Origin of the sequence: Pleomorphomonas carboxyditropha (assembly GCF_002770725.1) — a bacterium.
GTDB lineage: Bacteria > Pseudomonadota > Alphaproteobacteria > Rhizobiales > Pleomorphomonadaceae > Pleomorphomonas > Pleomorphomonas carboxyditropha.
Window position 1 is genome coordinate 151,924 of sequence record NZ_NQVN01000009.1, and the last position, 17,193, is coordinate 169,116.

Genomic DNA, 17,193 nt, shown 5'->3' on the forward strand with positions numbered 1-17,193 from the left:
GGCTAGACTGGCGGGTTTGTGCGTTCGCCGCCCCTGAGGACGCCGCCATGCACGTGCGTGGAGTCGATCCGGACGCCGTTGTTGGTGATCGATCCGGTAGTGGTGATGTCGCCATCGATGTCGACGGTGGCCTTGATCGACAGGCGGGCGGTCTCGATCGCCGCCCGGTCGCCTCTGACGGTAATGGTCGTATCCCCGAAAGCGATGACGGCCGCGTCGGATGCCTTGGACGGTGCGGGATCGTCGTCGGTGTAGGCGCCCCACTGGGCGATTGAGCCGGCGCCGACCGTGCCGGACGGCGAGACGAGCGTCATCGGCGCGCCGATCGGCGGCGGTACGTGGATCTTCAGGTTGCCGGTCGACGCCTCCGGCCAGCGCACCCACGGCGACAGGATGGCGCGGCCGTCTGCCGCCTTGCCGATCACAAGGCGCAGGCGGCGGTGGTCGTGATCGACCTCGGCCACCTTGCCCGGCAGGATCATCTGCGCCATGCGTCGGTTGAGTTCGACGACATGGCGCTCCAGGACGCGTAGCGCGCGATTCTGCTGGGAGATCATGGATCGACCTCCCAGAGATCGCGCACCTCGATCGGCACGTTGTCGCCGAAGTCGGCTTCGGCGGAGGCCCGTCCGTCGTCATCGATGGTGACGGTCAGCATCGGCGCCGGCGCGTCATAGAGACCGGCGCCTTGGGCGACCAGCGTCTGCGACCAGGTGGCCGCAAGATAGCCGACGCCCCGCCCCTCGTCCGCGACGGTGTAGAGCGGCACCAGTTGCGGCGCCGGCTGCTCGGCCGGCGGCGTGATCTTGTTGAGGCTCCACGTCGTCTCCTCGCGATCGGCGAGGATCATCATCATGCGGTAGCCGAGCGCCCAGCCGAGGCGATCACGGTCGACGGCGCGGTTCTCGATCGCCTTGGCCTCGACGACGATGTAGGCCGCCCAGTCGACAGTGAGATCGACCATGCCGTTGATCAGCTCGATCGAGCGGACGCGCGACCAGCCGACGGCGATCCCCGGAGCCGGCACGATGGTCTTGGCGATCATCTGGGATATGTCGATCTTGCCGGGGTGCGCCTTGACGGTAACGCCGGGAAAGAGCGCATCGAGCCGGGCGACGATCGCCGCCTGCCATGCCTCGAGCGGATCGGCCGCGAGGATCTGCGCAAGAGTCGCCGGCTCCATCATTGCAGGAGGCTCCCCAGCCAGTCGGTGGTGACGTCGGAAAGCTCCACGCGATTATCGTCGGAGAGGCCGACGAATGGGCGCGGCGGGATGGTGACCTGACGGGCGAAGATCTGCTGATTGCCGATCACGAAGGCGAGGCGCTTGGCGTCCTTCGGTTTGATGGTCATGCCGTCCTGGTGAACGTGCGCCCATTCCCAGCTCGCGCCCCACTCGGCCTCGTCGGCCGAGGCGACGAAGGCCACCGAGCCGAGCAGATGCTCGCCGGTGCGGAGCAGGATCGACGTGCCGGTTCGGTTCGGCGGCCAGGGCGTGCCGTCCGGCCCCGTCTTTTCCTCGGTGATGCGCCGGCGCGTCTGGCTTTCGCCGATCGCACCGACATTGGTCATCAGGTCGGACGGGTCGACGTGCTCGAGCGCCGCGATCTTGTCGGCTGTCAGTTCGAGGTCGTTGATGTCGACGACGATGGAGCTGCTCATGGCAAACCGGCCCTCCCAAGGCGGGCGCGGGTGAACACACGCTCCGGAGCGTCGACAAGGACCGTCTGAGGCGAGGCATCCCCGACTGAAATACCGTCCTCGGTAGCCCCGCTACCCTCGAAGGTCAGCGCGCCCTTGCCGGCGACGATCGCCTCGAGGCGCTTGACGGCCGCCTGATTCCTCTCGCGGATGTCGTCGGTCAGGCGCGAGAAGGACAGCGCCACCTTGTAGAGGGCGATGTCCATCACGTAGATCTTGAGGATGGCTAGACCGTCGGCGTCAAGCCGGTCCAGCTCTGACCGCGTGTAGCGGCCTTGCAGGATGGTCCGCGCCTCGATCGACGCATCGTCGAGCGCCCGCGCCACCCTGACCTCGTCGAGGACGCCGGTGGTCTCGTCGGCGCCGAGCAGGATCACCTCCTGCGGATGGCGCTCGGTGAGGTCGGCAAGGGTGGCGTAGGCGGTCACGAGATCCAGTCTCCGGAAAAAGGCGATCGAGTTCGATCAGTTCGTGGTATCCGGCCAGGGCGCGGCGACGCGGCCGGCGCCGACGAAGGCGGCGTGCTTTTCTCGCGTCAGCCAGACGGTTTCGCCGATACCCTTGAGCTTGCCGCCATGAACCGTCGGCAGGACGAGCGTGAAGCGCTCCTCCTCCAGCTTGACCTCGACAGGCGTCAGGGCGCCCGCGACCGGCGTCTCCGTCGTTTCGGTATCGGTCTGCCCGGTACTTGCGGTCGACGCCGGAGCGCCGTCGCTATCCGGCGGGGCGACCGTGGCAGGCTCCGGCGCCACGGTCGTTTTGGCATCAGTCTGGCCGACGCCGTCGACGGTCGCGGCCAGCGCCGTTTCGACGCCGTTGGAGCCACCATCGGGATTTCCGGTTGCCGTTTCGGAAGGAGCATCCGGGGAGACGGCCGGATTGCCGTCTCCCCCGGTTTTGCTGCTCGCGGGTATGGAGTTGGCCGAGACCACCGTCGTGTCGGCCGTATCGGTCGTATCCACGGCGTCGGCCTTGGCGGCCTTCGGGGACTTTGCCATTGCTTGTCCTTTCGTGAGGGAGCTTGCCGGGCAGGCCCCGATCCGGGCCGGCCCGGGAAACTCCGCCCCGGTCGAGGCCGGGACGGAAGGATTGGAGCTGCCCGCCTATGGTCAGCTGACGGCGTTCTGGATGATGAAACCCAGCTCCGGCGCCACGGTCATCTCGCGCGACTTCTCGCCGACACGTACCTTGACGCCGCCCTCGAGGCCGACGTCGGAGTCTTCGATAGTGCCACCGAACTTGTCACCGAGCCGGGCGGTGTAGCCCCAGGTCATGCCCATCTCGGTCGTGACGGTGGGATTGATGAACAGACCCTGGATCGACTTGCCCCAAACCCTCTGAAGGTTGGCTTCCTGACCGGGCATCGCGACGTTGAGACGGCTTTCGCCGACCAATACCTGCCGGACCTCGAGCAGTTCGGCGAGCTGTTGCTTGGTGATGGCACCCTCGTCGGTGAGACCACCCTTGACCGCCTTGATCAGGCGGGGATGTTTCTTGATCTTGGTCCAAACTGGCTGCCCCATCGCCACAGTGTTGGGGCGTGGGCCGAGCGTTTCACTGAGCAGCTCATCGAGGATGGCATAGGGATCGCTTCCGTCCGTATCGAAGCGATCGTCCGCGTCCACGATATTGACTCGATTGGCCGCGACATAGTTGCTCGGGTTCTGCACAACGGCCGACGCGCGGATCTCGCGGCGAAGCAGCATCAGGTCGGCGAGAAACTGCGCCGCCACCTTCTCCGGATCGTAAGTGGAGAGGTTGAGTTCGCGCAGACGGCGAGCCTCGTTGATGTCGGAATTGGGAACCGGTGCATCGAGACCATGATCCTCGGTGGAGCCGTCCCGTTCCTGGCCGGTGAATTCGACCTCGTTGACACGGCCTTTGCGACCGACGCGCGTTTCCGGAACAGTGAAGCCCTGGGCGAGATCGTAGAACGTCCACTTGAATTTTTCGGCCGGCACCGGGACGTAGGGCAGCACCTGGTCGGCGATGAAAGAGTAGGCGGGGTTGCGGTAGGCGATGGCGATCGCCGTCAGCGCGGCGGATACGGCGAAGGGGCGGCTCGAAGCCATGACGGACACTCCAGGACAGGCGCCTGTTGACGCCTGTCAGTCGAGGGTTGAGGGATCAGGCGGCGGCCGAGGAGCCGACCGACGGGAGCAGAAACACCTGCACGATGTCGCCGGCGGCCGTTGCCTTGGTCGTGGCGAAGCCCGCAATGCGGATGACGGTGCCGGCCACCGGCGATGCCACGACGGCGCGTCCCTGGGCATCGGCAGTAACCGGATCGCCGGGCTTGATGACGCCGCCGGCGGTGACCGGCAGCTCGCCGAGCATGTGGGCATCGAGCATCTCGCCGGCGGCCGCACCGACGGCGTCGGATGCGCCGATGATGCGAGCGGCCGACGACGCGGCGGTGATGGCCTGACCGTCGTCGTTTAGGGCGACGAGACGCATACCGAGAATGGCAGCGGCGGCCTCGAAGGAAAGTGCGAAATGCTGCCGCATGATCGGCGGCTCCTTGTGCTGGGTGAGTGATGGACGCCGTCAGCCCTTGCGCTCAATGGCGGCAAGGGCGTCGACGGCGGTGACGGTGATGCCGAGCTTGGCCTGCTCGTTGACGTAGGCAGTGATCTTGGCGGCCAGATCGGCCGCGCCCTGCGCGTGGCTTTCCGGCGGGTTGCTCCCGTCGAGACCGGAGGCCCCGAGCTTGGCCGACGCGCCGCCGATGATGGCGGTCACGCTCAGGAGCCCCTCCGGTGTCGCCGCCAACTTGGCGTAGTGCTCGCGTTCGGCCGGCAGGATCTTCTTGTCCTTCAGCGCCGCCTCGAGCAGCGTGTTGACCTTCGCCGTGTGGTCGGCCGACTTGATCGCCGACAGCTTGGTTTCCAGATCGGCAACCTTGCCGTTGGCCGTAACGAGGTCGGCGCCGAGCTTGGCAACGGCCGCATCATGGTCGGCCTTGGAGACCGATTTGGCCTTGAGGTCGGTGACGGCGGCGAGGATCGCGGTTTCCGAAGCGGATTCGGAGAGACCGAGGTAGGCGGCGATGGACTTCATGGAGGGCTCCTGATCGAGACCGGGTTTAGTTGACGCGACTGCGCCCATGGCAAGCGCCGGCGCGGCGACCAGGGCGACGGAATGAATCCAGACGGCGGTGCCGTCGTCGGTGTGGCGGATGGCCGGCGAGATGTAGCGGCGGGTTCGGGCCTTCAGAACGGCGACACCTTCTTCGAGCCACTCGACGGTGGCCCAGAGACCGTCCGCCCGCGCCTCGAGGCGTTTGACCCATCCGACGGTGTGCGGATTCCCGCCGCCGGCCGACGCATGATCGAGGTCGACGGGGATGTCGACGCCGTCGGCTGCAAAACGGGCCACCAGATCCTCGGGCCGGAACTCGAAGCTGCGACCGTCGCGAGCTTCGACGCGGCCGCGCGGGGCGATCTGGATCATCGCAGGCGGAGAGATCGCGTCGGCGGCGAGCGTGACGGAGGCGGTGACGAGACCGAGCGCAAGCTCGACGGCACTGGCAAGTTGGGAGAAGTGAGGGCGGTTCGTCATGCCGGCGACGATGCACCGGCAAGGGGCGCGCCATGGCGCTGCATGTATGCAGCGCGGGCGGTCGGATCAGGAGGGGAATGACCTAGAGGTACGCCGCACCGGTCGGGGTGGTCAAGGCATGCGCGTCAAAATCAATTTCGAAGGCCCCTCAAAGCCCGTAGACGGCGACCGGCGTGCGGGGCGTCGGATGTAGCCCCCGGCGGCCGGCGGCCGCCAGCGGTCAAATCTGGGGCGACTTGTCGAAACGGCCCCGAAGGCGCATATTATGGACGAGCGGCGGCAAGTCTTTGCCAATCGCACCGAGGGAGATCAGCACCCTCCCGCCGCTCATTTCCCTGACCGAGCAAGTTCCGCGAGCGCCGCCGCCTCATCTCGTTGGTGGAGCGAGGTGACGCGAAGATAACCCTTTGCGGAGCGGTGAACAAACGCTCGCCACCAGGTCTTGTCCACCTTGAAGAGGATGGAACGGGTGCTGGCCTTGCCGCGAGGGTCGGGCAGGACCGTGCCGGTCCGCAGCATCTCCGGCAGCACGCCGAAATCCTCGACATCGAGGCCGTGCCTTTCAACACGGGCCGCCACGTCACCCGCCTCGATCGACACCACCGGTGACCTCGCGCCGCCCAGCTCGTTGGCGAGCTTCGGGCTGACGCCGGCCGGCAGCCAGGTCTTGCCATCGACCTTGGGGGCGAGGGCGACGAACGGGTCCGACCAGAGATCCGTGAGCGCCTTGGTCGATGCCCGTTCCGGCGCCTCGCCTAGCCGCAGTTCGAGATTGTCGAGCAGGGTCTTGGTCCGGTCGCGGCCGGGATTGCCGTGCCAGCCGGGGTCGATACCGTCAGGGATGCGCGAGATCTCGCCGGTGCGCCGGTTGCGCCAGTCGCGCATGACGACGGGCGGGGCGGTGTCAGTGTAGTAGACCCCGTCGCTCCGCTTGGTGGCGATGAGCGTTTCCTTTTCGCGCCGGCTGACCTGCCGCACCGAGCAGTGGCACAGCCAGCCGTTGGGTGGGAAATGCGTCGCCCAGAAGGGATCGTCGACCGGCAGGATGATGCCGACCCAGCCGAGGTGCTCCGGCCGGGGATCGGCCGACGTGGTGCGGACATAGAGCAGGAAGGGCATGGCGCCCTTGGTTCGCTGCGCCCGCTCCCATTGGCCGGCCGCCCGCGCTGACGACATGTTGCCCCAGAAGATCGTCCTCAGGCGGTTGCTCCGCGAGAAGTCGACCATGCGGTCCGGATCGGCGCCGGCCGGGTCGGACACCATGCGCGGCCCGGCCCAGCCCTGTGCGGCCAGCTCGGCGCGGATCTCCTCCCGCCACGTCTCGAATCCCTTGCCGGCCTTGATCGCCTTGCTGATCGAATCCCGGAAGGTGGTCACCAGCGACAGCTCGGTGGCTTTCGCGACTGTGAAGGCGTGAGCGTGCTCGGTGGCCCAGACATCGAGATGGGAGAACGCCGGCTTCAGGCCCTTCCGGTCGAAATAGCCGGTCACCTCGGGCGGCGGGCCGAAGCCCTTTTTGATCTCCGCCATGCGTCAGTCCTTCGCGTCGCCGATACCGCGCGAGATCGTCATCAGGGTCGCGAGGCGCTCCAGTAGCGGCTTGCTGTCCGGCGAGGCCACCTCGATCGCCGCCAGTGCTTCCTCGAAATTCGTGGCCTTGTCGATCGCCTCGAGGAGCGGTTCCAGGAGCGGCTTCGAGATGCCTTCGAAGGCCGTTGGAACCAGCTCAAAGACATCGTCGGCACCATAACTGCCTGCGGTGCGATCATAGGCAAGGCGCGAGACGCCGCAGCACGGACAGGTGGTTCCGGGGCCCTGAAGACGGGCGGCAAGTGCCGAGGGCTTGGAGGCGGCGGGAGCGGGCGCCGGCACCTGTTCCGGCGGGGGCTCGGGCGGCGGGGTCGCTGGCGGTGTCAACACGTCATCGTCGCCGTTGGGCTTGCCGACGCCCAGCTTGCCGCGAACCTCGGTTTGCCCGACGCGCAGCCCGAGCGGGATCAGCTTGGCCAGACTGTCGGAGAGACCGACGACGTCTTCCGGCTCGGCCACCGGCCACTGGACGGTCGGATACCTTTCCTGCGGGCCGAAGTTCAGAGCCACGGCCCATTGGATGAGATCGCGATTGACGGTTCGCGCCCGCTGCCGGCAGTCCGCCTTGATGATGTCGAGGCGCACCTCGTTGTGTACCTTGGCCTGCGCCTCCGACGATCCACTGTCGGCCGTCATGGTCTGGCCGACCACCAGCTTGGAGATCGACGCGTCGACGTATTCGAGGAGGCCGCCGAACACGGCAGAACCGTGCGATCCCTCCACCTTGAACATCTCGACCGAGGCGCCCTCTGGGATGATGGCCGCGCCGTCGTTGGCGAACATCCGAAGGCCGTTGAGCAGCGAGCGCTTGTCCGTATCCGAGGCGTTCTGGTTGTAGCGACCGAGACGCATCGGAATGCCGTAAACCTCCGTGAAGCCGGCCCAATCCTGGAGGGTGAAGGCCTGCAGCATGAAGGCCCAGGCGGCGGGGCGGGCGAGACCGGCACGCGAAGTGACGCCGGCTCGGATGCGCGGCACGTGCCGGATGAACTTGGCGGCCGGCAGCTCCACGCCCTCGAAGCTGCCGTCGACGTCGAGGCGGATATCGGTGTGGGTGAGCCGGTCGAGCCGGAAAAAGCGCTGATCCCGGAAGATGTACTTCACCGGGCGCAGCCGCTTGCGTTCGTACTCCCACATGGTCTCGGGAACAGCATAGCCTTTGCCGATGCCATCGGACGTCATGGACGCCATCTCGCCGAACTCGGGATCTTCGACGATCTCGTGGACGAAATCGCCGATCGCCTTCGGCACGCCGTCGGGAACCTCGACCGACGGCGCGATACCATCGAGCGCCAGATAGCGGGTCTGCAACTGGCTGGCATAGTGCAGGTACCGCTCCTCCATCTCCATGGCGAGCGTTAGATAGTCGCGCGTTTCGCCCAACTGCGCCTGTCGCAGGATGTGCGCCAGGCGCTCGGGTACCAACGCGCCGGCGACGCGCTCCTCGATGGTGCGCCGCCGCCCGTAGAGCGTGGGTGTCGCGATCTCGGCGCCAAGCACCGACTGGTCGACGGTCTGGCCGTCCGGTCCCGTCATCCCCATAGGGCTCTCCTTGTGTCGCGATACATCCCCGCCGGTGCCTGTTGGCCGTCGGCCTCCGCCATGGTGCTCGGCGTCTCGATCTTCGTCTCGATCCGCATGTCCTCGGAGGCGGCGTAGGCGATCATGCCGGCGATCGCCGCGTCACCGTGGCGATCGAGGCCATCGCTGCCCTTCGTGCGGTGATCGTCGGGGATCTTGATGATGCGCCCGACATACTGCAGGCCCTGATGGTCCTGGACGATGTCCTCGTCCTGGGCGAGACGGCAGGAGCGCTCGGCGACGGCGTCGACGTAGCGCGGGGCGTGCGTCCTGTACCATTCCTCGCTGAGCTTGATTTCTTCGATGAGATGCGCTCCGAACTTCTGGGCGGTGACCTCGGCGAGATAGGCGCCGTTGCCGGTGGCATCGAGCTTGCCGCCGGAAAACCTCGGCAGCATTGGCACCATCATGAACAGCATCTCCCGTTGCTGGTCGAACGGGCAGTTTCGCAGCTCGACAACCAGGGGAGATCGCCGCGTTGTCGTTTGCTCGACGGCCATGATCCAGTTCACCGACGCATCGCCGGATCTAGCGAAGTCGAAGCCGAACACGTGGCGATCACCGGGCTTGAGCAGCCTTAGCGCCGGCTCGACCTCTCGACGAAACAGGCCGGTCACGTAGGCCTTTCGGTATTCGGCGGGCAGGTGCTTGAAATCGTCGTCGAAGTGCAGACGGATGACCGTCGACGGCTCCATCGCCGCCTCGATCTGAACGCGTGTCAAAGCGGCGCCGGCGGCGTCGGCCGGCACGGCGTCCAGCTCCTGCCGCATCGCCGCCCGGCGGGCACCGTAGGCGGCGCGGATCTTCGTCTCCTCCTGCTCATCCACCTCCGGCGACCAGGTCTTGCTCTTCATGAGGTACACGCGGCGGAACAGGCCATTCACCACGGCGTCGTGGAAGGTGACGGTATGCACCGAGGCTGGCAGCTTGCCGGACTCCGCCTCGCGGATCATCTCGTTGAACGGATTGAGCATGCCGTTGTGCGACGAGATGATCCGGATCTTGCCGCCCCAGATCAGCAGTGCGGTGACGGCATCGAGCACCGAGCGGACGTCACGGTGAAACGCCGCCTCGTCGATACAGACGACACCCTGCAGGCCGCGGATATTCTCCGGCCGGCTCGACAGCGCCTCGACGCGGAAACCGCTGGCAAAGCGGACGCGATAGGCGGCGATTTGCCGCGTCGTACCGTCTTCGGCCTGATCCTCGAACAGGAACTCCTCGATCTCGCCGAGGTCTTTGGCGACGATCTTCGCGAAATGCGAGATGTAGCCGATGAACTCTCTGCCCTTGTCCTTGGTGTCGCCGATGTAAAAGTAGTTCTGCCCACCGGCCGAACGCTTGGCGGCGGCGATCAGCGTGGCGTCGAAGCTCTCGGCAAAGGTAATGCCGGTTCGTCGGCCCTTGGCGCAGATCTTGATATCGGCCGGATCGGCGATCCAATCCGCCTGATGCCGCATCAGGACGCCGTCGGCGAGCGGGTCGAGATCGTCCGGGATGTCGGCGCCGCGTGGCAGATCGCCCGGTAGCGAAGCGCGCGGGTCGCGCGTCATCACCGGCGATGTGTCGCGGTCGATGTCGGCTTGGGAGGTCATGAGGTCACCGTCGGCACGGAGGTGGGCTTTACCGGCCGTTCGCGGACGCCGAGGAAATCGCGCCGCAGTTGGGCGATGCGGTCGGCCGACAGCCCGGCCTCGCGGGCGACCGTCTCCGCCGCCTCGAGCGCTTCGGACTTAGCCTTCGCTTCCGCCCTGGCGGCCGCCTCAGCGGCTTCCCTGTCGAGCTTGGCCCGACGGTCGCTCGATGCTTTCTGAGCGGCGGTCACCGCCTTGAGAGCATCGGCGGCGAGCTTGAGGTCGAGCGGCGATACCACGTCACCGTTGCCCAGCGCCTCGAAGATGACCGTCTTCAGGAACTCGGCGATGGCGATGGTGTTGGTGTCGGCATCGCCCGGCTCCAGGCGCTCTGTCAGCACGCGGGAGATTTCGCGCGTCTCGGTCATACGTCGGGCGATGCCGGCAAGGCGGACCGAATAGCGCGAAAATGCCGACCGCGAGATCGGTTGGAAATCCTCGTCGCCGATCTCCTCGGCACGCACTTTCAAGCGTTTGTTGAGTTCGTCGAGAATATCTTGCTGAAGCTGGGTGCGTTCGCGCAACTCGCCGGCTGCCCAGGCGACGATGTCGTCATAATCTTCGCCGAGCAGCTCGATCGACGAGAGGCGGCCACGGCCGGTCATCGGAACCTCCTCAGACGATCGAGAGCGACGGCCGCTTGACGCCGTCGAGAGCGATCTTGCGGTCGACGTGGTCGAGGCCGCGCTGGGTCAGGGTGACGAGCAGCACCGACCCCTGTGCCTCTGCGGTCACCGCACCGACATCGGCGAGCTGGCGCAGCTCGGCATGCACCCACTCGCGACTCTTGCTTATCCCCCAGCTTTCGAGGGCGGACTGCAGGAGCGACGAATTGGACGATGCGCTGGCCTCTCCGGCGAGCGTACGCAGGATGATGAGGCGAGCCTCTTCACGGACACGAGTTGCGAAATCGGTCATCTCTTTGCCTGCTCGATCAGAAATTCCTGCAGCCGGTCGGAGATCGCCGCTACAGGCTTGAGCCTCTCGGTAAGCACCTGGATCTCGCCGCGCAGTTCGGTCAGCGTCAGATCCACGCGATGGAGCGACTCCTTGTTCGGGATGTGATCCATCTCGGTTTCCAGCCTGGAGAGGCGCTCGTCGATCTCCGCGTCGGCCTTTGCTCTGGTCCCCGCCTCGGCGCGCAGCTCGTCCTGCGAGGCTAGGCCCTTCCGGATCGCCCACCCGGCGATCGTCAGCGCGAGGCCGGCCACGAACACCACCACCGGCCAGTAACGCATCAACTCGTCCATCAAAAACCCCCGTCAACGGCGGGGCTCTCGCCCGCCGCGTCGATCGCGGCAATCGCCGCCGCCCGCCGCTGCTCGCAGATCCGGAGCGCGCCCCTGTCGCGTCCCCAAAGGGTGGTCGCCTCGGCTTCGGAAATCGCCCGATCCGGAATGGCCACCGGTGCCGAGCAAACGGCGCGAGCCTGCGCCGGTGCGGTGACCGTCACCGTCGCTCTGGCTTCGACCCGAGGCGCCTCAGCGCTGGTTGAGCAGGCGGACACGATCGCGGCTGATGCCGCCGCCATCGCCGCCAGGAAGAGCCGCATTCGAGGCCTCCATTTCGGTCTGTTTGTCTTGGAGCTTGCGGTCGGCCTCAGCCAACTCCGCGTCCTTCTGCATGGCGAGCCGGGCGAGCGATGCGGCGGCGGCCGACACTTTTGCGTTGGCCTCGGCGATCTGGGCCGACCAGTGAGCATCGCGAGCGGCGATTGCCTCCTGGCGTGCCGTGTCCACCATGCCGTCGATCCTGGCGATGCCCAGGTAGATGAGAGCCGCCGCACCGAGAGCCAGGGCGGCGGCGATCACGAGGGGGCTGACCTTGGCGGCGAGCCACTCGATCATCGGGGCCCTCCCGGCTGATCACGCGGCATGTAAGGCGGATGCGGCTCGTCGCGCTCCTGACCCGCCGCAAAGTCTCGCGACCCATAGTGCCGATGGATGCCGAGCGTGCCGGCGATTAATGCGACCATCGACGGTAGGGCAATGTTGGCCATGGCCACGGCCTGCTCCGAGCCCATGACTGCGCCGGCCGCCAACAGAATGACCACCACCCAGGCGAATCCGGTGTTGATCCAGATCGCGCGTTTGGTGGTCGAGTAGGTAGGGCGCTGCGTCATCTCAGGCCTCGTTGGTGGAGAGGGGCGAGCCGTCGGCCGCTAGATGGATGCGGCCGCCGACGACCGGCGCCGTGACGGTCGACGGCCAGCGGATCGCGTAGAGGCGCGTCTTGGCGATCCAGGTGATCGACACGCTGTTGCTCTGGTTGCCGCCGAGGATGCGATAGGCGGTCGCCGTCTCGCCAAGATAGAGGCCGACATGACCGCCGCCCTCGCGAGTGAACACCATCACCGCGCCGAGAGCCGGCACAGTGAGCTTCCGGCCGAAAGCGCCCCAAGCCTTGGCCGAAAGCGGATTGGACGGCAGCAACTCCTTAGGCAGTGTCGCCCCCATGATGTGGGCGAGAAACAGCCCACACCACGGGATGTCGTCGTTGCTGTAGTAGCTGGCGATCCATCCGCCGAGCGCCCTGGCCCAGCCCATGATGGTCGCGTTCGACGCAGGGCCGGCGATCTCCTTGAGGCCCATGAAGCGCCGGGCTTCCCGGAGCCAGACGGGCTCCGGCGGCGGCACCACCGGATCGTGAGGGCTGGAGCGCAGCGCCGCCACCGTGGCGCTGTCGGCCTTGCCGGTCACCGGCAGGCCGAGGTCGGCCTGGAAAGTCTTGAGCGCGGCGATGACGCCACGGCCATGTCCGCCGTCAGCGGCGGCGCTGTAGACGCCGGCCGCAGCCAGACGCTCGATCAGCCAAGCGTCAAAAGTCTGGGGGGATTTCGCCATGGGGTCACCTCGATTTGGTGACCCGACATTAGGCGGGCGGGGCGATTTCCTGCCGCTGCACGGGTGCAGCGGGGCGCTCCGAACCTGCCGAGACTGTAGCCGATCGGCGGTCGGCCGCCAAGAGCATCGGATTTCTCCGGTGCGGCAGGAAAAAGATCAGAACAGGTCGTCTTGCCGCCCGTCCTTGAGCTTGGCCTTGGTGTACCACGCGGTGCGCTCGCCGAGGCCGGCGCGCCGGGCCGCCTCGCGCGCGCTGGTGCCGGCCTGCAGCTCCTTGACCAGACGCCGCTTGGCCTGCCGCATCAATCCCATCGGCCCACGCGGGATCAGCACGCCGCGCTGGCCTTTCCGGTGGCCATCGGCATCGGTCACGGTCATATACGCGCAGATCGCCTTGGCGGCCTCCTCGCCGACGCAGCGCACCAGCCAGTGGTCCGCCCCGGCGACACGTGGGAAATGCACCTGCGTCCCGCCGTATTGCTCGGCGAGAGCGAGGGCGGCGGCAATGCCGGCGATGTCCGCGATCTCGCCAAGGATACCGTCGAGGCCGTGCGAGGCTTTCACCTTTCGCCTCCGATCGTCGTCGTGGCGGCGCACCTGGGGACGACGGTGATCACCGTCTCGCCCTGACAGATGTAGGTGTGCCGGCCGCTTTTGACTGCATACCGCCCGCCGATCGTCGCGCCGGCCGCGATTGCTGCATCCGAGACTTCGGCACGCAGCGCATCCCGGAACGCCGCCACATCGACATTGTGGACGCGCTCGAGGTAGCGCAGCACGGCGTGATCGGTGACGCGGATCATTTCACCTCATCCTTGGTGGCGGCGATGTATTCGGGGATCCTGGCGATATGGGAGGCCACCCGGCGCGCCTCGTCCCGCGACAGGCGATGGGTGGCGCGCTGCCGGCCGGGCTCGTCTTCGAAATAGACGAAGGCGATCGTGATCGAGCCCGAGGCATCCTGGACCTCGAAGCTCTCCTTGTGCTCGATGATCGGCCAGGGTGCCTTCAGGGTGCGCGGCTCATCCATGCTTGCTCTCCAAGAGTTTCGGGCCTTCGCCGATCGGAAAATTCGATCTCCAGTTTCCGGATATGTCGGGTCCGTACGCAGCTGATTTGCTCCTGATGGTCGGCGCACCAGCGGAGGATGGAGATTGAGGAAGCGATCTCGATGCAAAACCATTTCGTTGCCGGGACTTGCTCGCCTAGTCGCCAGAGGAAGAGGGCCATCGAAATCGCTGCGGGTGCCTGAAGAATGTCCCTGAAGTCTGGAATGTCGGCGGCAGGCATCGCCTCGTAGGAGGTCAGGCCGGCGACCAGCCAAGACCGGTAAAACCCGACCCATGAAATCGTGTTTTTCGTCCTTTCCATGAGGGCGACTTCTTCATCGGTCCTCAGCATTTCCGTGCCAGCGAGCAGGCGTAGCGCGACGGCGGAAAGCAGCAGGCAACTCGCGCCAAGGTCTGTACCTTCCGGCACGGGGCGATCGACGTAGTCGGCACCGGACTCGAACATCTCGGGGTCGACCGGCGAAAAGACCGGGCGGTTGAGAGCGCGTCGCATCGAACCGGGATCGGGAGGTGTGATCATTTCCCCACGCTCTCCATCGCCTTGCGGGCCGCCACGACCGCCACGTCGAGATAGTTGAGGACTATGGCCCTGGCCTCGGCCGGCGCTTCCAGCCAACGGGCAATGTCCTGCTCGTTGTCTATCAGCCAGTTGAACGTCCCGATGACGTCGGCCGAGTGCCGCTCCATCAGCACGGCCTCTTCCTCGCGGAGCCGCCGGCCGGAGACCTCGCGCCGATTGTGCGTGGTCATCAGGTTGGCCATGCGATTGACGTGGTCGCGACGGGTCGCCAGCGAAAACTGCGGCTTGGGCGCGCGGAACTCAGCCATGGTCAGGTTCCTTTCCGGCCGAACCGCTCGGCGATCGCGCCGATTTCCTTCAGCTGCGTATCTGTCAGCAGGCTGACGCTTTCGGACTCGTCCCGCTGGCTGTTGACGCTTCGCGCGATGCTCCAACCCATCCTGCCGTCGTAAAGCCGCTGGAAGATCAGCTTGGTGGGGCGCTCATAGACGTCCGGCGACAGGTCGAACTCGATCTTGGTGGGCTGCATGGTCAGATCACCTTCCTGCGCTTGAGCGGAGTTCTGAGCTTCTTCAGGGCGGACTCGGCGACGGATTTGATGGCCGACCGCTTTTCCTCGCGCTCGTCCGCGAGCAAGGGCAGCACGAGGTTTTCCAGCGCCACCATGAGAATAGCCGCCTCCTTTTCCGTGAGCCGAAGGACGATGTCGCGCATGGTCAGGCTCCCTTCAGGTCGCGGATCAGTCCACCGAGATGGTTCATGGCCTGTCGCCAGAGCGCAGCCGGCGCGTCGCCAAGCCGGAAATCCTCGTCGAGCGTCGTCGCCAGGAAAGTCTCGACGTTCGGAAAGCGGCTCCACCGAGGTTCCGGACGCTGCCGATCGAGCGCGCATAGGATGCGCCATTGTGCCGAGGCGATGCGATATTGCGGCGCGTTGTACCAGGCTGGTGCGCCTTTCACGGGCGACCAGTCGATATCGGCCTCGCGCGCCATCCAGCCCTTGAGCGCCTCGATCGCCTTGGCGGCGTCCTCGGCGTCGCGCACCCAACGCACGTGGTCGATACCGGTCTGGCGGCGCACGAAGGCGATCAGCGCCGCGTCGTCGCGCTCGCGCACGATGCCGAGATTCCACGCGCCGATCCAAAGCGCCTGCAGCTTGCCGGCGTAGGGGCCGGAGAGCTTCACCCGGCCACCGGGGCGGCGCTCCGGCGCCGATCCCTTGAGGCTGTCCAGCTCGGCATTCGCCTGGATGACGGTGAGCGCCTTGGTGCTGGTCACGCCGTAGCGGGTGGCGAGGCGATCGTGCCAGTCGTCGTCACTGAGGCCGGCATTGCGCCTAGTCGCCTGCAGGGCGCGGATCTGGGCGGTGGTGGCGAGCGCAGTCATGATGCGGCTCCGTCGTCGAGCACCGCGTCGACCATGTCGTCACGCGCGACGATCTCGACGATGTCGCGGATGAGCTGGTCGACGGTGACGGCGCGGCGGGCAGCGTGTGGCCGGAGAGCCGCGTAATCCTGGAAAGGTACGAGGACAGAGCGGCCTAGCGACGGCACTGTGATCGGTAGCTGAGAGGGGCGCTTCGCGCGCGTCGCAGAGGCTTCGAGGGCGGTGACAGTCTTTGCCTCGATGCCGATGCGGTCGGCGATCACCGCCGTCGACAGGCCGTTCGCACGTAGGGCGGCGATCGCAGCCGTGCGGCTCTCATAGCCGAGGGTGGCCTTGGGGGCGCCCATCATGCCACCTCGATCTTACGGAGGTGGCGCTTCGCCGCGGCAACCCAATTTCGCATTACACCCGCAGCGCCGTAAGTGCAGGTCGCCTTGACACCGCCGAGGGAAAGCCGATTGCGGTCCCAACGGCTACCGCCGGACCGTGCGCCTTCTTCCTTGGCGAGGTCTCTCAGCGCCTCGCTAGCGCGAAAATGAAACAGAGTATGGGCGTCGCCGTCAGTACCTTTGGGCAGCGCTGCCAGTTTGCTCTCCACCACGCCGATCAAGCGGCGCAGCTCTTGTGCGTCAGCAACGGCCATGTTCGGTCTCCTCTGTCATGATCGCCCGGGTCAGATCGGCGATCCGTCGGCGGATGCGCTCCTGGTCGTGGGAGCGCACGCGTGGACGGACCTGTCTGAGGAGCGTGTCGCGCTCCATCAGGAGGAGGTCCCGCCGCGTCGGCGGCGGGTCTTCGGCTTCGGGAGGGAGCGAGCGGCTGGCGAAGCTCATCACCACCTGCTCCTCATCAGCTCGTTGCCCAGGACGGTGAGCTGCGCGTAGACGCCCATGTCGTCCTCAAGCACCTCCGCCAGTCCACGCACGACCAGCGGCGCCATGATGGCGTCGGGGATCGTAACGGGCGGGGACATGAGGTCTCCCTCCCGTTCCCAACCGCCATCGACGCGGGAGACGGTGAGTTCCCGCATCGCGACCAGGGCGCGGACCTCGGCCTCGGTGAAGTCGATGCTCATGGCCGGGCCTCGTAGAGCCCGGCGCGGCCGTCCTCGACGACGGTCTTCAACTCGGTGGCGAGGCCGGCGGCGATGATCCGCGCATCCATTTCTGTGCCGGCGCTCTCGTTGATGGTCGCCGCCATGATCGAGATCATGGCCTTGTAGGCGTCCATCTTGTCCGCCCGCTCCATCTCCAGCACGCTGGTGATCGCGTTGGCGATGCGGACCTGCTCGTCGGTGAGGTAGCGCAC

The 17,193-nt window shown here is 66.5% G+C and carries 31 protein-coding genes; all 31 read right to left on the reverse strand.

Annotated features, from left to right (window positions below; translation table 11 throughout):
- Positions 1 to 2: 2 nt before the first annotated feature.
- The 31 genes from CJ014_RS14810 to CJ014_RS14960 all read right to left on the reverse strand — a co-directional run bounded on the left by CJ014_RS14810 (position 3) and on the right by CJ014_RS14960 (position 17,193).
- Positions 3 to 557 (reverse strand): phage baseplate assembly protein V, encoded by a 555-nt coding sequence (locus CJ014_RS14810; RefSeq protein WP_100081258.1) that lies wholly within the window; start codon positions 555 to 557, stop codon positions 3 to 5.
- Complete coding sequence (locus CJ014_RS14815; RefSeq protein ID WP_100081259.1) at positions 554 to 1,186, reverse strand: hypothetical protein; 633 nt, start codon at positions 1,184 to 1,186, stop codon at positions 554 to 556. Before CJ014_RS14815 ends, CJ014_RS14810 begins: the two co-directional genes overlap by 4 nt.
- Positions 1,183 to 1,662 carry a phage virion morphogenesis protein gene (locus CJ014_RS14820; RefSeq protein WP_100081260.1) on the reverse strand — a complete coding sequence of 160 codons (480 nt, stop codon included), beginning with the start codon at positions 1,660 to 1,662 and terminating at the stop codon, positions 1,183 to 1,185. Before CJ014_RS14820 ends, CJ014_RS14815 begins: the two co-directional genes overlap by 4 nt.
- Positions 1,659 to 2,129 carry a phage protein Gp36 family protein gene (locus CJ014_RS14825; protein WP_100081261.1) on the reverse strand — a complete coding sequence of 157 codons (471 nt, stop codon included), beginning with the start codon at positions 2,127 to 2,129 and terminating at the stop codon, positions 1,659 to 1,661. Before CJ014_RS14825 ends, CJ014_RS14820 begins: the two co-directional genes overlap by 4 nt.
- Positions 2,130 to 2,165: 36 nt before the next feature.
- The gene (locus tag CJ014_RS14830) at positions 2,166 to 2,663 is read right to left on the reverse strand and encodes a hypothetical protein (protein WP_133121861.1); all 498 of its coding nucleotides are present in this window, start codon (positions 2,661 to 2,663) and stop codon (positions 2,166 to 2,168) included.
- Positions 2,664 to 2,810: 147 nt separating this feature from the next.
- Positions 2,811 to 3,773, reverse strand: a complete 963-nt coding sequence (locus CJ014_RS14835) for a major capsid protein (RefSeq protein ID WP_100081263.1) — start codon at positions 3,771 to 3,773, stop codon at positions 2,811 to 2,813.
- A gap of 55 nt (positions 3,774 to 3,828) precedes the next feature.
- Positions 3,829 to 4,209, reverse strand: a complete 381-nt coding sequence (locus CJ014_RS14840) for a capsid cement protein (RefSeq protein WP_100081264.1) — start codon at positions 4,207 to 4,209, stop codon at positions 3,829 to 3,831.
- Positions 4,210 to 4,248: 39 nt separating this feature from the next.
- The gene (locus CJ014_RS14845; protein WP_100081265.1) at positions 4,249 to 5,262 is read right to left on the reverse strand and encodes a phage protease; all 1,014 of its coding nucleotides are present in this window, start codon (positions 5,260 to 5,262) and stop codon (positions 4,249 to 4,251) included.
- Positions 5,263 to 5,589: 327 nt separating this feature from the next.
- Positions 5,590 to 6,792 carry a phage head morphogenesis protein gene (locus CJ014_RS14850; protein ID WP_100081266.1) on the reverse strand — a complete coding sequence of 401 codons (1,203 nt, stop codon included), beginning with the start codon at positions 6,790 to 6,792 and terminating at the stop codon, positions 5,590 to 5,592.
- Positions 6,793 to 6,795: 3 nt separating this feature from the next.
- Positions 6,796 to 8,388, reverse strand: coding sequence for a DUF935 domain-containing protein (locus tag CJ014_RS14855; protein WP_245427363.1), 1,593 nt, complete (start codon positions 8,386 to 8,388; stop codon positions 6,796 to 6,798).
- Positions 8,385 to 10,028 (reverse strand): hypothetical protein, encoded by a 1,644-nt coding sequence (locus CJ014_RS14860; RefSeq protein WP_100081268.1) that lies wholly within the window; start codon positions 10,026 to 10,028, stop codon positions 8,385 to 8,387. Before CJ014_RS14860 ends, CJ014_RS14855 begins: the two co-directional genes overlap by 4 nt.
- The gene (locus CJ014_RS14865; RefSeq protein WP_100081269.1) at positions 10,025 to 10,672 is read right to left on the reverse strand and encodes a phage protein Gp27 family protein; all 648 of its coding nucleotides are present in this window, start codon (positions 10,670 to 10,672) and stop codon (positions 10,025 to 10,027) included. The genes CJ014_RS14860 and CJ014_RS14865 overlap by 4 nt, the downstream gene beginning before the upstream one ends.
- A gap of 10 nt (positions 10,673 to 10,682) precedes the next feature.
- Positions 10,683 to 10,985: a VpaChn25_0724 family phage protein gene (locus CJ014_RS14870; RefSeq protein WP_100081270.1), complete on the reverse strand. Its 303-nt coding sequence runs from the start codon at positions 10,983 to 10,985 to the stop codon at positions 10,683 to 10,685.
- Positions 10,982 to 11,317 (reverse strand): DUF2730 family protein, encoded by a 336-nt coding sequence (locus tag CJ014_RS14875; protein ID WP_100081271.1) that lies wholly within the window; start codon positions 11,315 to 11,317, stop codon positions 10,982 to 10,984. Before CJ014_RS14875 ends, CJ014_RS14870 begins: the two co-directional genes overlap by 4 nt.
- Entirely contained in the window at positions 11,317 to 11,619 is a 303-nt protein-coding gene (locus CJ014_RS14880) for a hypothetical protein (protein WP_245427365.1), read from the reverse strand. The genes CJ014_RS14875 and CJ014_RS14880 overlap by 1 nt, the downstream gene beginning before the upstream one ends.
- Positions 11,549 to 11,914 carry a hypothetical protein gene (locus tag CJ014_RS14885; protein ID WP_100081273.1) on the reverse strand — a complete coding sequence of 122 codons (366 nt, stop codon included), beginning with the start codon at positions 11,912 to 11,914 and terminating at the stop codon, positions 11,549 to 11,551. The genes CJ014_RS14880 and CJ014_RS14885 overlap by 71 nt, the downstream gene beginning before the upstream one ends.
- Positions 11,911 to 12,189: an NAD(P)+ transhydrogenase beta chain gene (locus tag CJ014_RS14890; RefSeq protein WP_207765758.1), complete on the reverse strand. Its 279-nt coding sequence runs from the start codon at positions 12,187 to 12,189 to the stop codon at positions 11,911 to 11,913. Before CJ014_RS14890 ends, CJ014_RS14885 begins: the two co-directional genes overlap by 4 nt.
- 1 nt (position 12,190) lies before the next feature.
- Positions 12,191 to 12,910, reverse strand: a complete 720-nt coding sequence (locus CJ014_RS14895) for a TIGR02594 family protein (protein WP_100081274.1) — start codon at positions 12,908 to 12,910, stop codon at positions 12,191 to 12,193.
- A 156-nt stretch (positions 12,911 to 13,066) separates the two neighbouring features.
- Positions 13,067 to 13,474, reverse strand: coding sequence for a hypothetical protein (locus CJ014_RS14900; protein WP_100081275.1), 408 nt, complete (start codon positions 13,472 to 13,474; stop codon positions 13,067 to 13,069).
- Complete coding sequence (locus CJ014_RS14905; RefSeq protein WP_100081276.1) at positions 13,471 to 13,713, reverse strand: hypothetical protein; 243 nt, start codon at positions 13,711 to 13,713, stop codon at positions 13,471 to 13,473. Before CJ014_RS14905 ends, CJ014_RS14900 begins: the two co-directional genes overlap by 4 nt.
- On the reverse strand, positions 13,710 to 13,940 hold the full coding sequence (locus CJ014_RS14910) for a hypothetical protein (protein WP_100081277.1): 231 nt from the start codon (positions 13,938 to 13,940) through the stop codon (positions 13,710 to 13,712). The genes CJ014_RS14905 and CJ014_RS14910 overlap by 4 nt, the downstream gene beginning before the upstream one ends.
- Positions 13,919 to 14,500, reverse strand: coding sequence for a hypothetical protein (locus CJ014_RS14915; protein WP_133121862.1), 582 nt, complete (start codon positions 14,498 to 14,500; stop codon positions 13,919 to 13,921). Before CJ014_RS14915 ends, CJ014_RS14910 begins: the two co-directional genes overlap by 22 nt.
- A complete protein-coding gene (locus tag CJ014_RS14920; protein ID WP_100081279.1) occupies positions 14,497 to 14,808 on the reverse strand; it encodes a hypothetical protein in 312 nt (103 codons plus the stop codon). The genes CJ014_RS14915 and CJ014_RS14920 overlap by 4 nt, the downstream gene beginning before the upstream one ends.
- Before the next feature lie 2 nt (positions 14,809 to 14,810).
- Positions 14,811 to 15,029, reverse strand: coding sequence for a hypothetical protein (locus CJ014_RS14925; RefSeq protein WP_100081280.1), 219 nt, complete (start codon positions 15,027 to 15,029; stop codon positions 14,811 to 14,813).
- A gap of 2 nt (positions 15,030 to 15,031) precedes the next feature.
- The gene (locus CJ014_RS14930) at positions 15,032 to 15,214 is read right to left on the reverse strand and encodes a hypothetical protein (protein WP_100081281.1); all 183 of its coding nucleotides are present in this window, start codon (positions 15,212 to 15,214) and stop codon (positions 15,032 to 15,034) included.
- A 2-nt stretch (positions 15,215 to 15,216) separates the two neighbouring features.
- On the reverse strand, positions 15,217 to 15,885 hold the full coding sequence (locus tag CJ014_RS14935; protein WP_100081282.1) for a regulatory protein GemA: 669 nt from the start codon (positions 15,883 to 15,885) through the stop codon (positions 15,217 to 15,219).
- Positions 15,882 to 16,235: a hypothetical protein gene (locus CJ014_RS14940; RefSeq protein WP_100081283.1), complete on the reverse strand. Its 354-nt coding sequence runs from the start codon at positions 16,233 to 16,235 to the stop codon at positions 15,882 to 15,884. The genes CJ014_RS14935 and CJ014_RS14940 overlap by 4 nt, the downstream gene beginning before the upstream one ends.
- Positions 16,232 to 16,528, reverse strand: a complete 297-nt coding sequence (locus CJ014_RS14945; protein ID WP_100081284.1) for a hypothetical protein — start codon at positions 16,526 to 16,528, stop codon at positions 16,232 to 16,234. Before CJ014_RS14945 ends, CJ014_RS14940 begins: the two co-directional genes overlap by 4 nt.
- Entirely contained in the window at positions 16,515 to 16,718 is a 204-nt protein-coding gene (locus CJ014_RS14950) for a hypothetical protein (RefSeq protein WP_100081285.1), read from the reverse strand. The genes CJ014_RS14945 and CJ014_RS14950 overlap by 14 nt, the downstream gene beginning before the upstream one ends.
- Positions 16,718 to 16,960: a hypothetical protein gene (locus tag CJ014_RS14955; RefSeq protein WP_100081286.1), complete on the reverse strand. Its 243-nt coding sequence runs from the start codon at positions 16,958 to 16,960 to the stop codon at positions 16,718 to 16,720. The genes CJ014_RS14950 and CJ014_RS14955 overlap by 1 nt, the downstream gene beginning before the upstream one ends.
- Positions 16,957 to 17,193: a hypothetical protein gene (locus tag CJ014_RS14960; RefSeq protein ID WP_133121863.1), complete on the reverse strand. Its 237-nt coding sequence runs from the start codon at positions 17,191 to 17,193 to the stop codon at positions 16,957 to 16,959. Before CJ014_RS14960 ends, CJ014_RS14955 begins: the two co-directional genes overlap by 4 nt.

Bases quoted from the DNA above. Each gene is read 5' to 3' on its own strand.
- CJ014_RS14810 (WP_100081258.1), bottom strand. From the start codon at position 557: ATGATCTCCCAGCAGAATCGCGCGCTACGCGTCCTGGAGCGCCATGTC.
- CJ014_RS14815 (WP_100081259.1), bottom strand. From the start codon at position 1,186: ATGATGGAGCCGGCGACTCTTGCGCAGATCCTCGCGGCCGATCCGCTC.
- CJ014_RS14820 (WP_100081260.1), bottom strand. From the start codon at position 1,662: ATGAGCAGCTCCATCGTCGTCGACATCAACGACCTCGAACTGACAGCC.
- CJ014_RS14835 (WP_100081263.1), bottom strand. From the start codon at position 3,773: ATGGCTTCGAGCCGCCCCTTCGCCGTATCCGCCGCGCTGACGGCGATC.
- CJ014_RS14840 (WP_100081264.1), bottom strand. From the start codon at position 4,209: ATGCGGCAGCATTTCGCACTTTCCTTCGAGGCCGCCGCTGCCATTCTC.
- CJ014_RS14845 (WP_100081265.1), bottom strand. From the start codon at position 5,262: ATGACGAACCGCCCTCACTTCTCCCAACTTGCCAGTGCCGTCGAGCTT.
- CJ014_RS14850 (WP_100081266.1), bottom strand. From the start codon at position 6,792: ATGGCGGAGATCAAAAAGGGCTTCGGCCCGCCGCCCGAGGTGACCGGC.
- CJ014_RS14855 (WP_245427363.1), bottom strand. From the start codon at position 8,388: ATGACGGGACCGGACGGCCAGACCGTCGACCAGTCGGTGCTTGGCGCC.
- CJ014_RS14860 (WP_100081268.1), bottom strand. From the start codon at position 10,028: ATGACCTCCCAAGCCGACATCGACCGCGACACATCGCCGGTGATGACG.
- CJ014_RS14865 (WP_100081269.1), bottom strand. From the start codon at position 10,672: ATGACCGGCCGTGGCCGCCTCTCGTCGATCGAGCTGCTCGGCGAAGAT.
- CJ014_RS14870 (WP_100081270.1), bottom strand. From the start codon at position 10,985: ATGACCGATTTCGCAACTCGTGTCCGTGAAGAGGCTCGCCTCATCATC.
- CJ014_RS14875 (WP_100081271.1), bottom strand. From the start codon at position 11,317: ATGGACGAGTTGATGCGTTACTGGCCGGTGGTGGTGTTCGTGGCCGGC.
- CJ014_RS14880 (WP_245427365.1), bottom strand. From the start codon at position 11,619: ATGCGGCTCTTCCTGGCGGCGATGGCGGCGGCATCAGCCGCGATCGTG.
- CJ014_RS14885 (WP_100081273.1), bottom strand. From the start codon at position 11,914: ATGATCGAGTGGCTCGCCGCCAAGGTCAGCCCCCTCGTGATCGCCGCC.
- CJ014_RS14890 (WP_207765758.1), bottom strand. From the start codon at position 12,189: ATGACGCAGCGCCCTACCTACTCGACCACCAAACGCGCGATCTGGATC.
- CJ014_RS14895 (WP_100081274.1), bottom strand. From the start codon at position 12,910: ATGGCGAAATCCCCCCAGACTTTTGACGCTTGGCTGATCGAGCGTCTG.
- CJ014_RS14905 (WP_100081276.1), bottom strand. From the start codon at position 13,713: ATGATCCGCGTCACCGATCACGCCGTGCTGCGCTACCTCGAGCGCGTC.
- CJ014_RS14910 (WP_100081277.1), bottom strand. From the start codon at position 13,940: ATGGATGAGCCGCGCACCCTGAAGGCACCCTGGCCGATCATCGAGCAC.
- CJ014_RS14915 (WP_133121862.1), bottom strand. From the start codon at position 14,500: ATGATCACACCTCCCGATCCCGGTTCGATGCGACGCGCTCTCAACCGC.
- CJ014_RS14920 (WP_100081279.1), bottom strand. From the start codon at position 14,808: ATGGCTGAGTTCCGCGCGCCCAAGCCGCAGTTTTCGCTGGCGACCCGT.
- CJ014_RS14925 (WP_100081280.1), bottom strand. From the start codon at position 15,029: ATGCAGCCCACCAAGATCGAGTTCGACCTGTCGCCGGACGTCTATGAG.
- CJ014_RS14930 (WP_100081281.1), bottom strand. From the start codon at position 15,214: ATGCGCGACATCGTCCTTCGGCTCACGGAAAAGGAGGCGGCTATTCTC.
- CJ014_RS14935 (WP_100081282.1), bottom strand. From the start codon at position 15,885: ATGACTGCGCTCGCCACCACCGCCCAGATCCGCGCCCTGCAGGCGACT.
- CJ014_RS14940 (WP_100081283.1), bottom strand. From the start codon at position 16,235: ATGATGGGCGCCCCCAAGGCCACCCTCGGCTATGAGAGCCGCACGGCT.
- CJ014_RS14945 (WP_100081284.1), bottom strand. From the start codon at position 16,528: ATGGCCGTTGCTGACGCACAAGAGCTGCGCCGCTTGATCGGCGTGGTG.
- CJ014_RS14950 (WP_100081285.1), bottom strand. From the start codon at position 16,718: ATGAGCTTCGCCAGCCGCTCGCTCCCTCCCGAAGCCGAAGACCCGCCG.
- CJ014_RS14955 (WP_100081286.1), bottom strand. From the start codon at position 16,960: ATGAGCATCGACTTCACCGAGGCCGAGGTCCGCGCCCTGGTCGCGATG.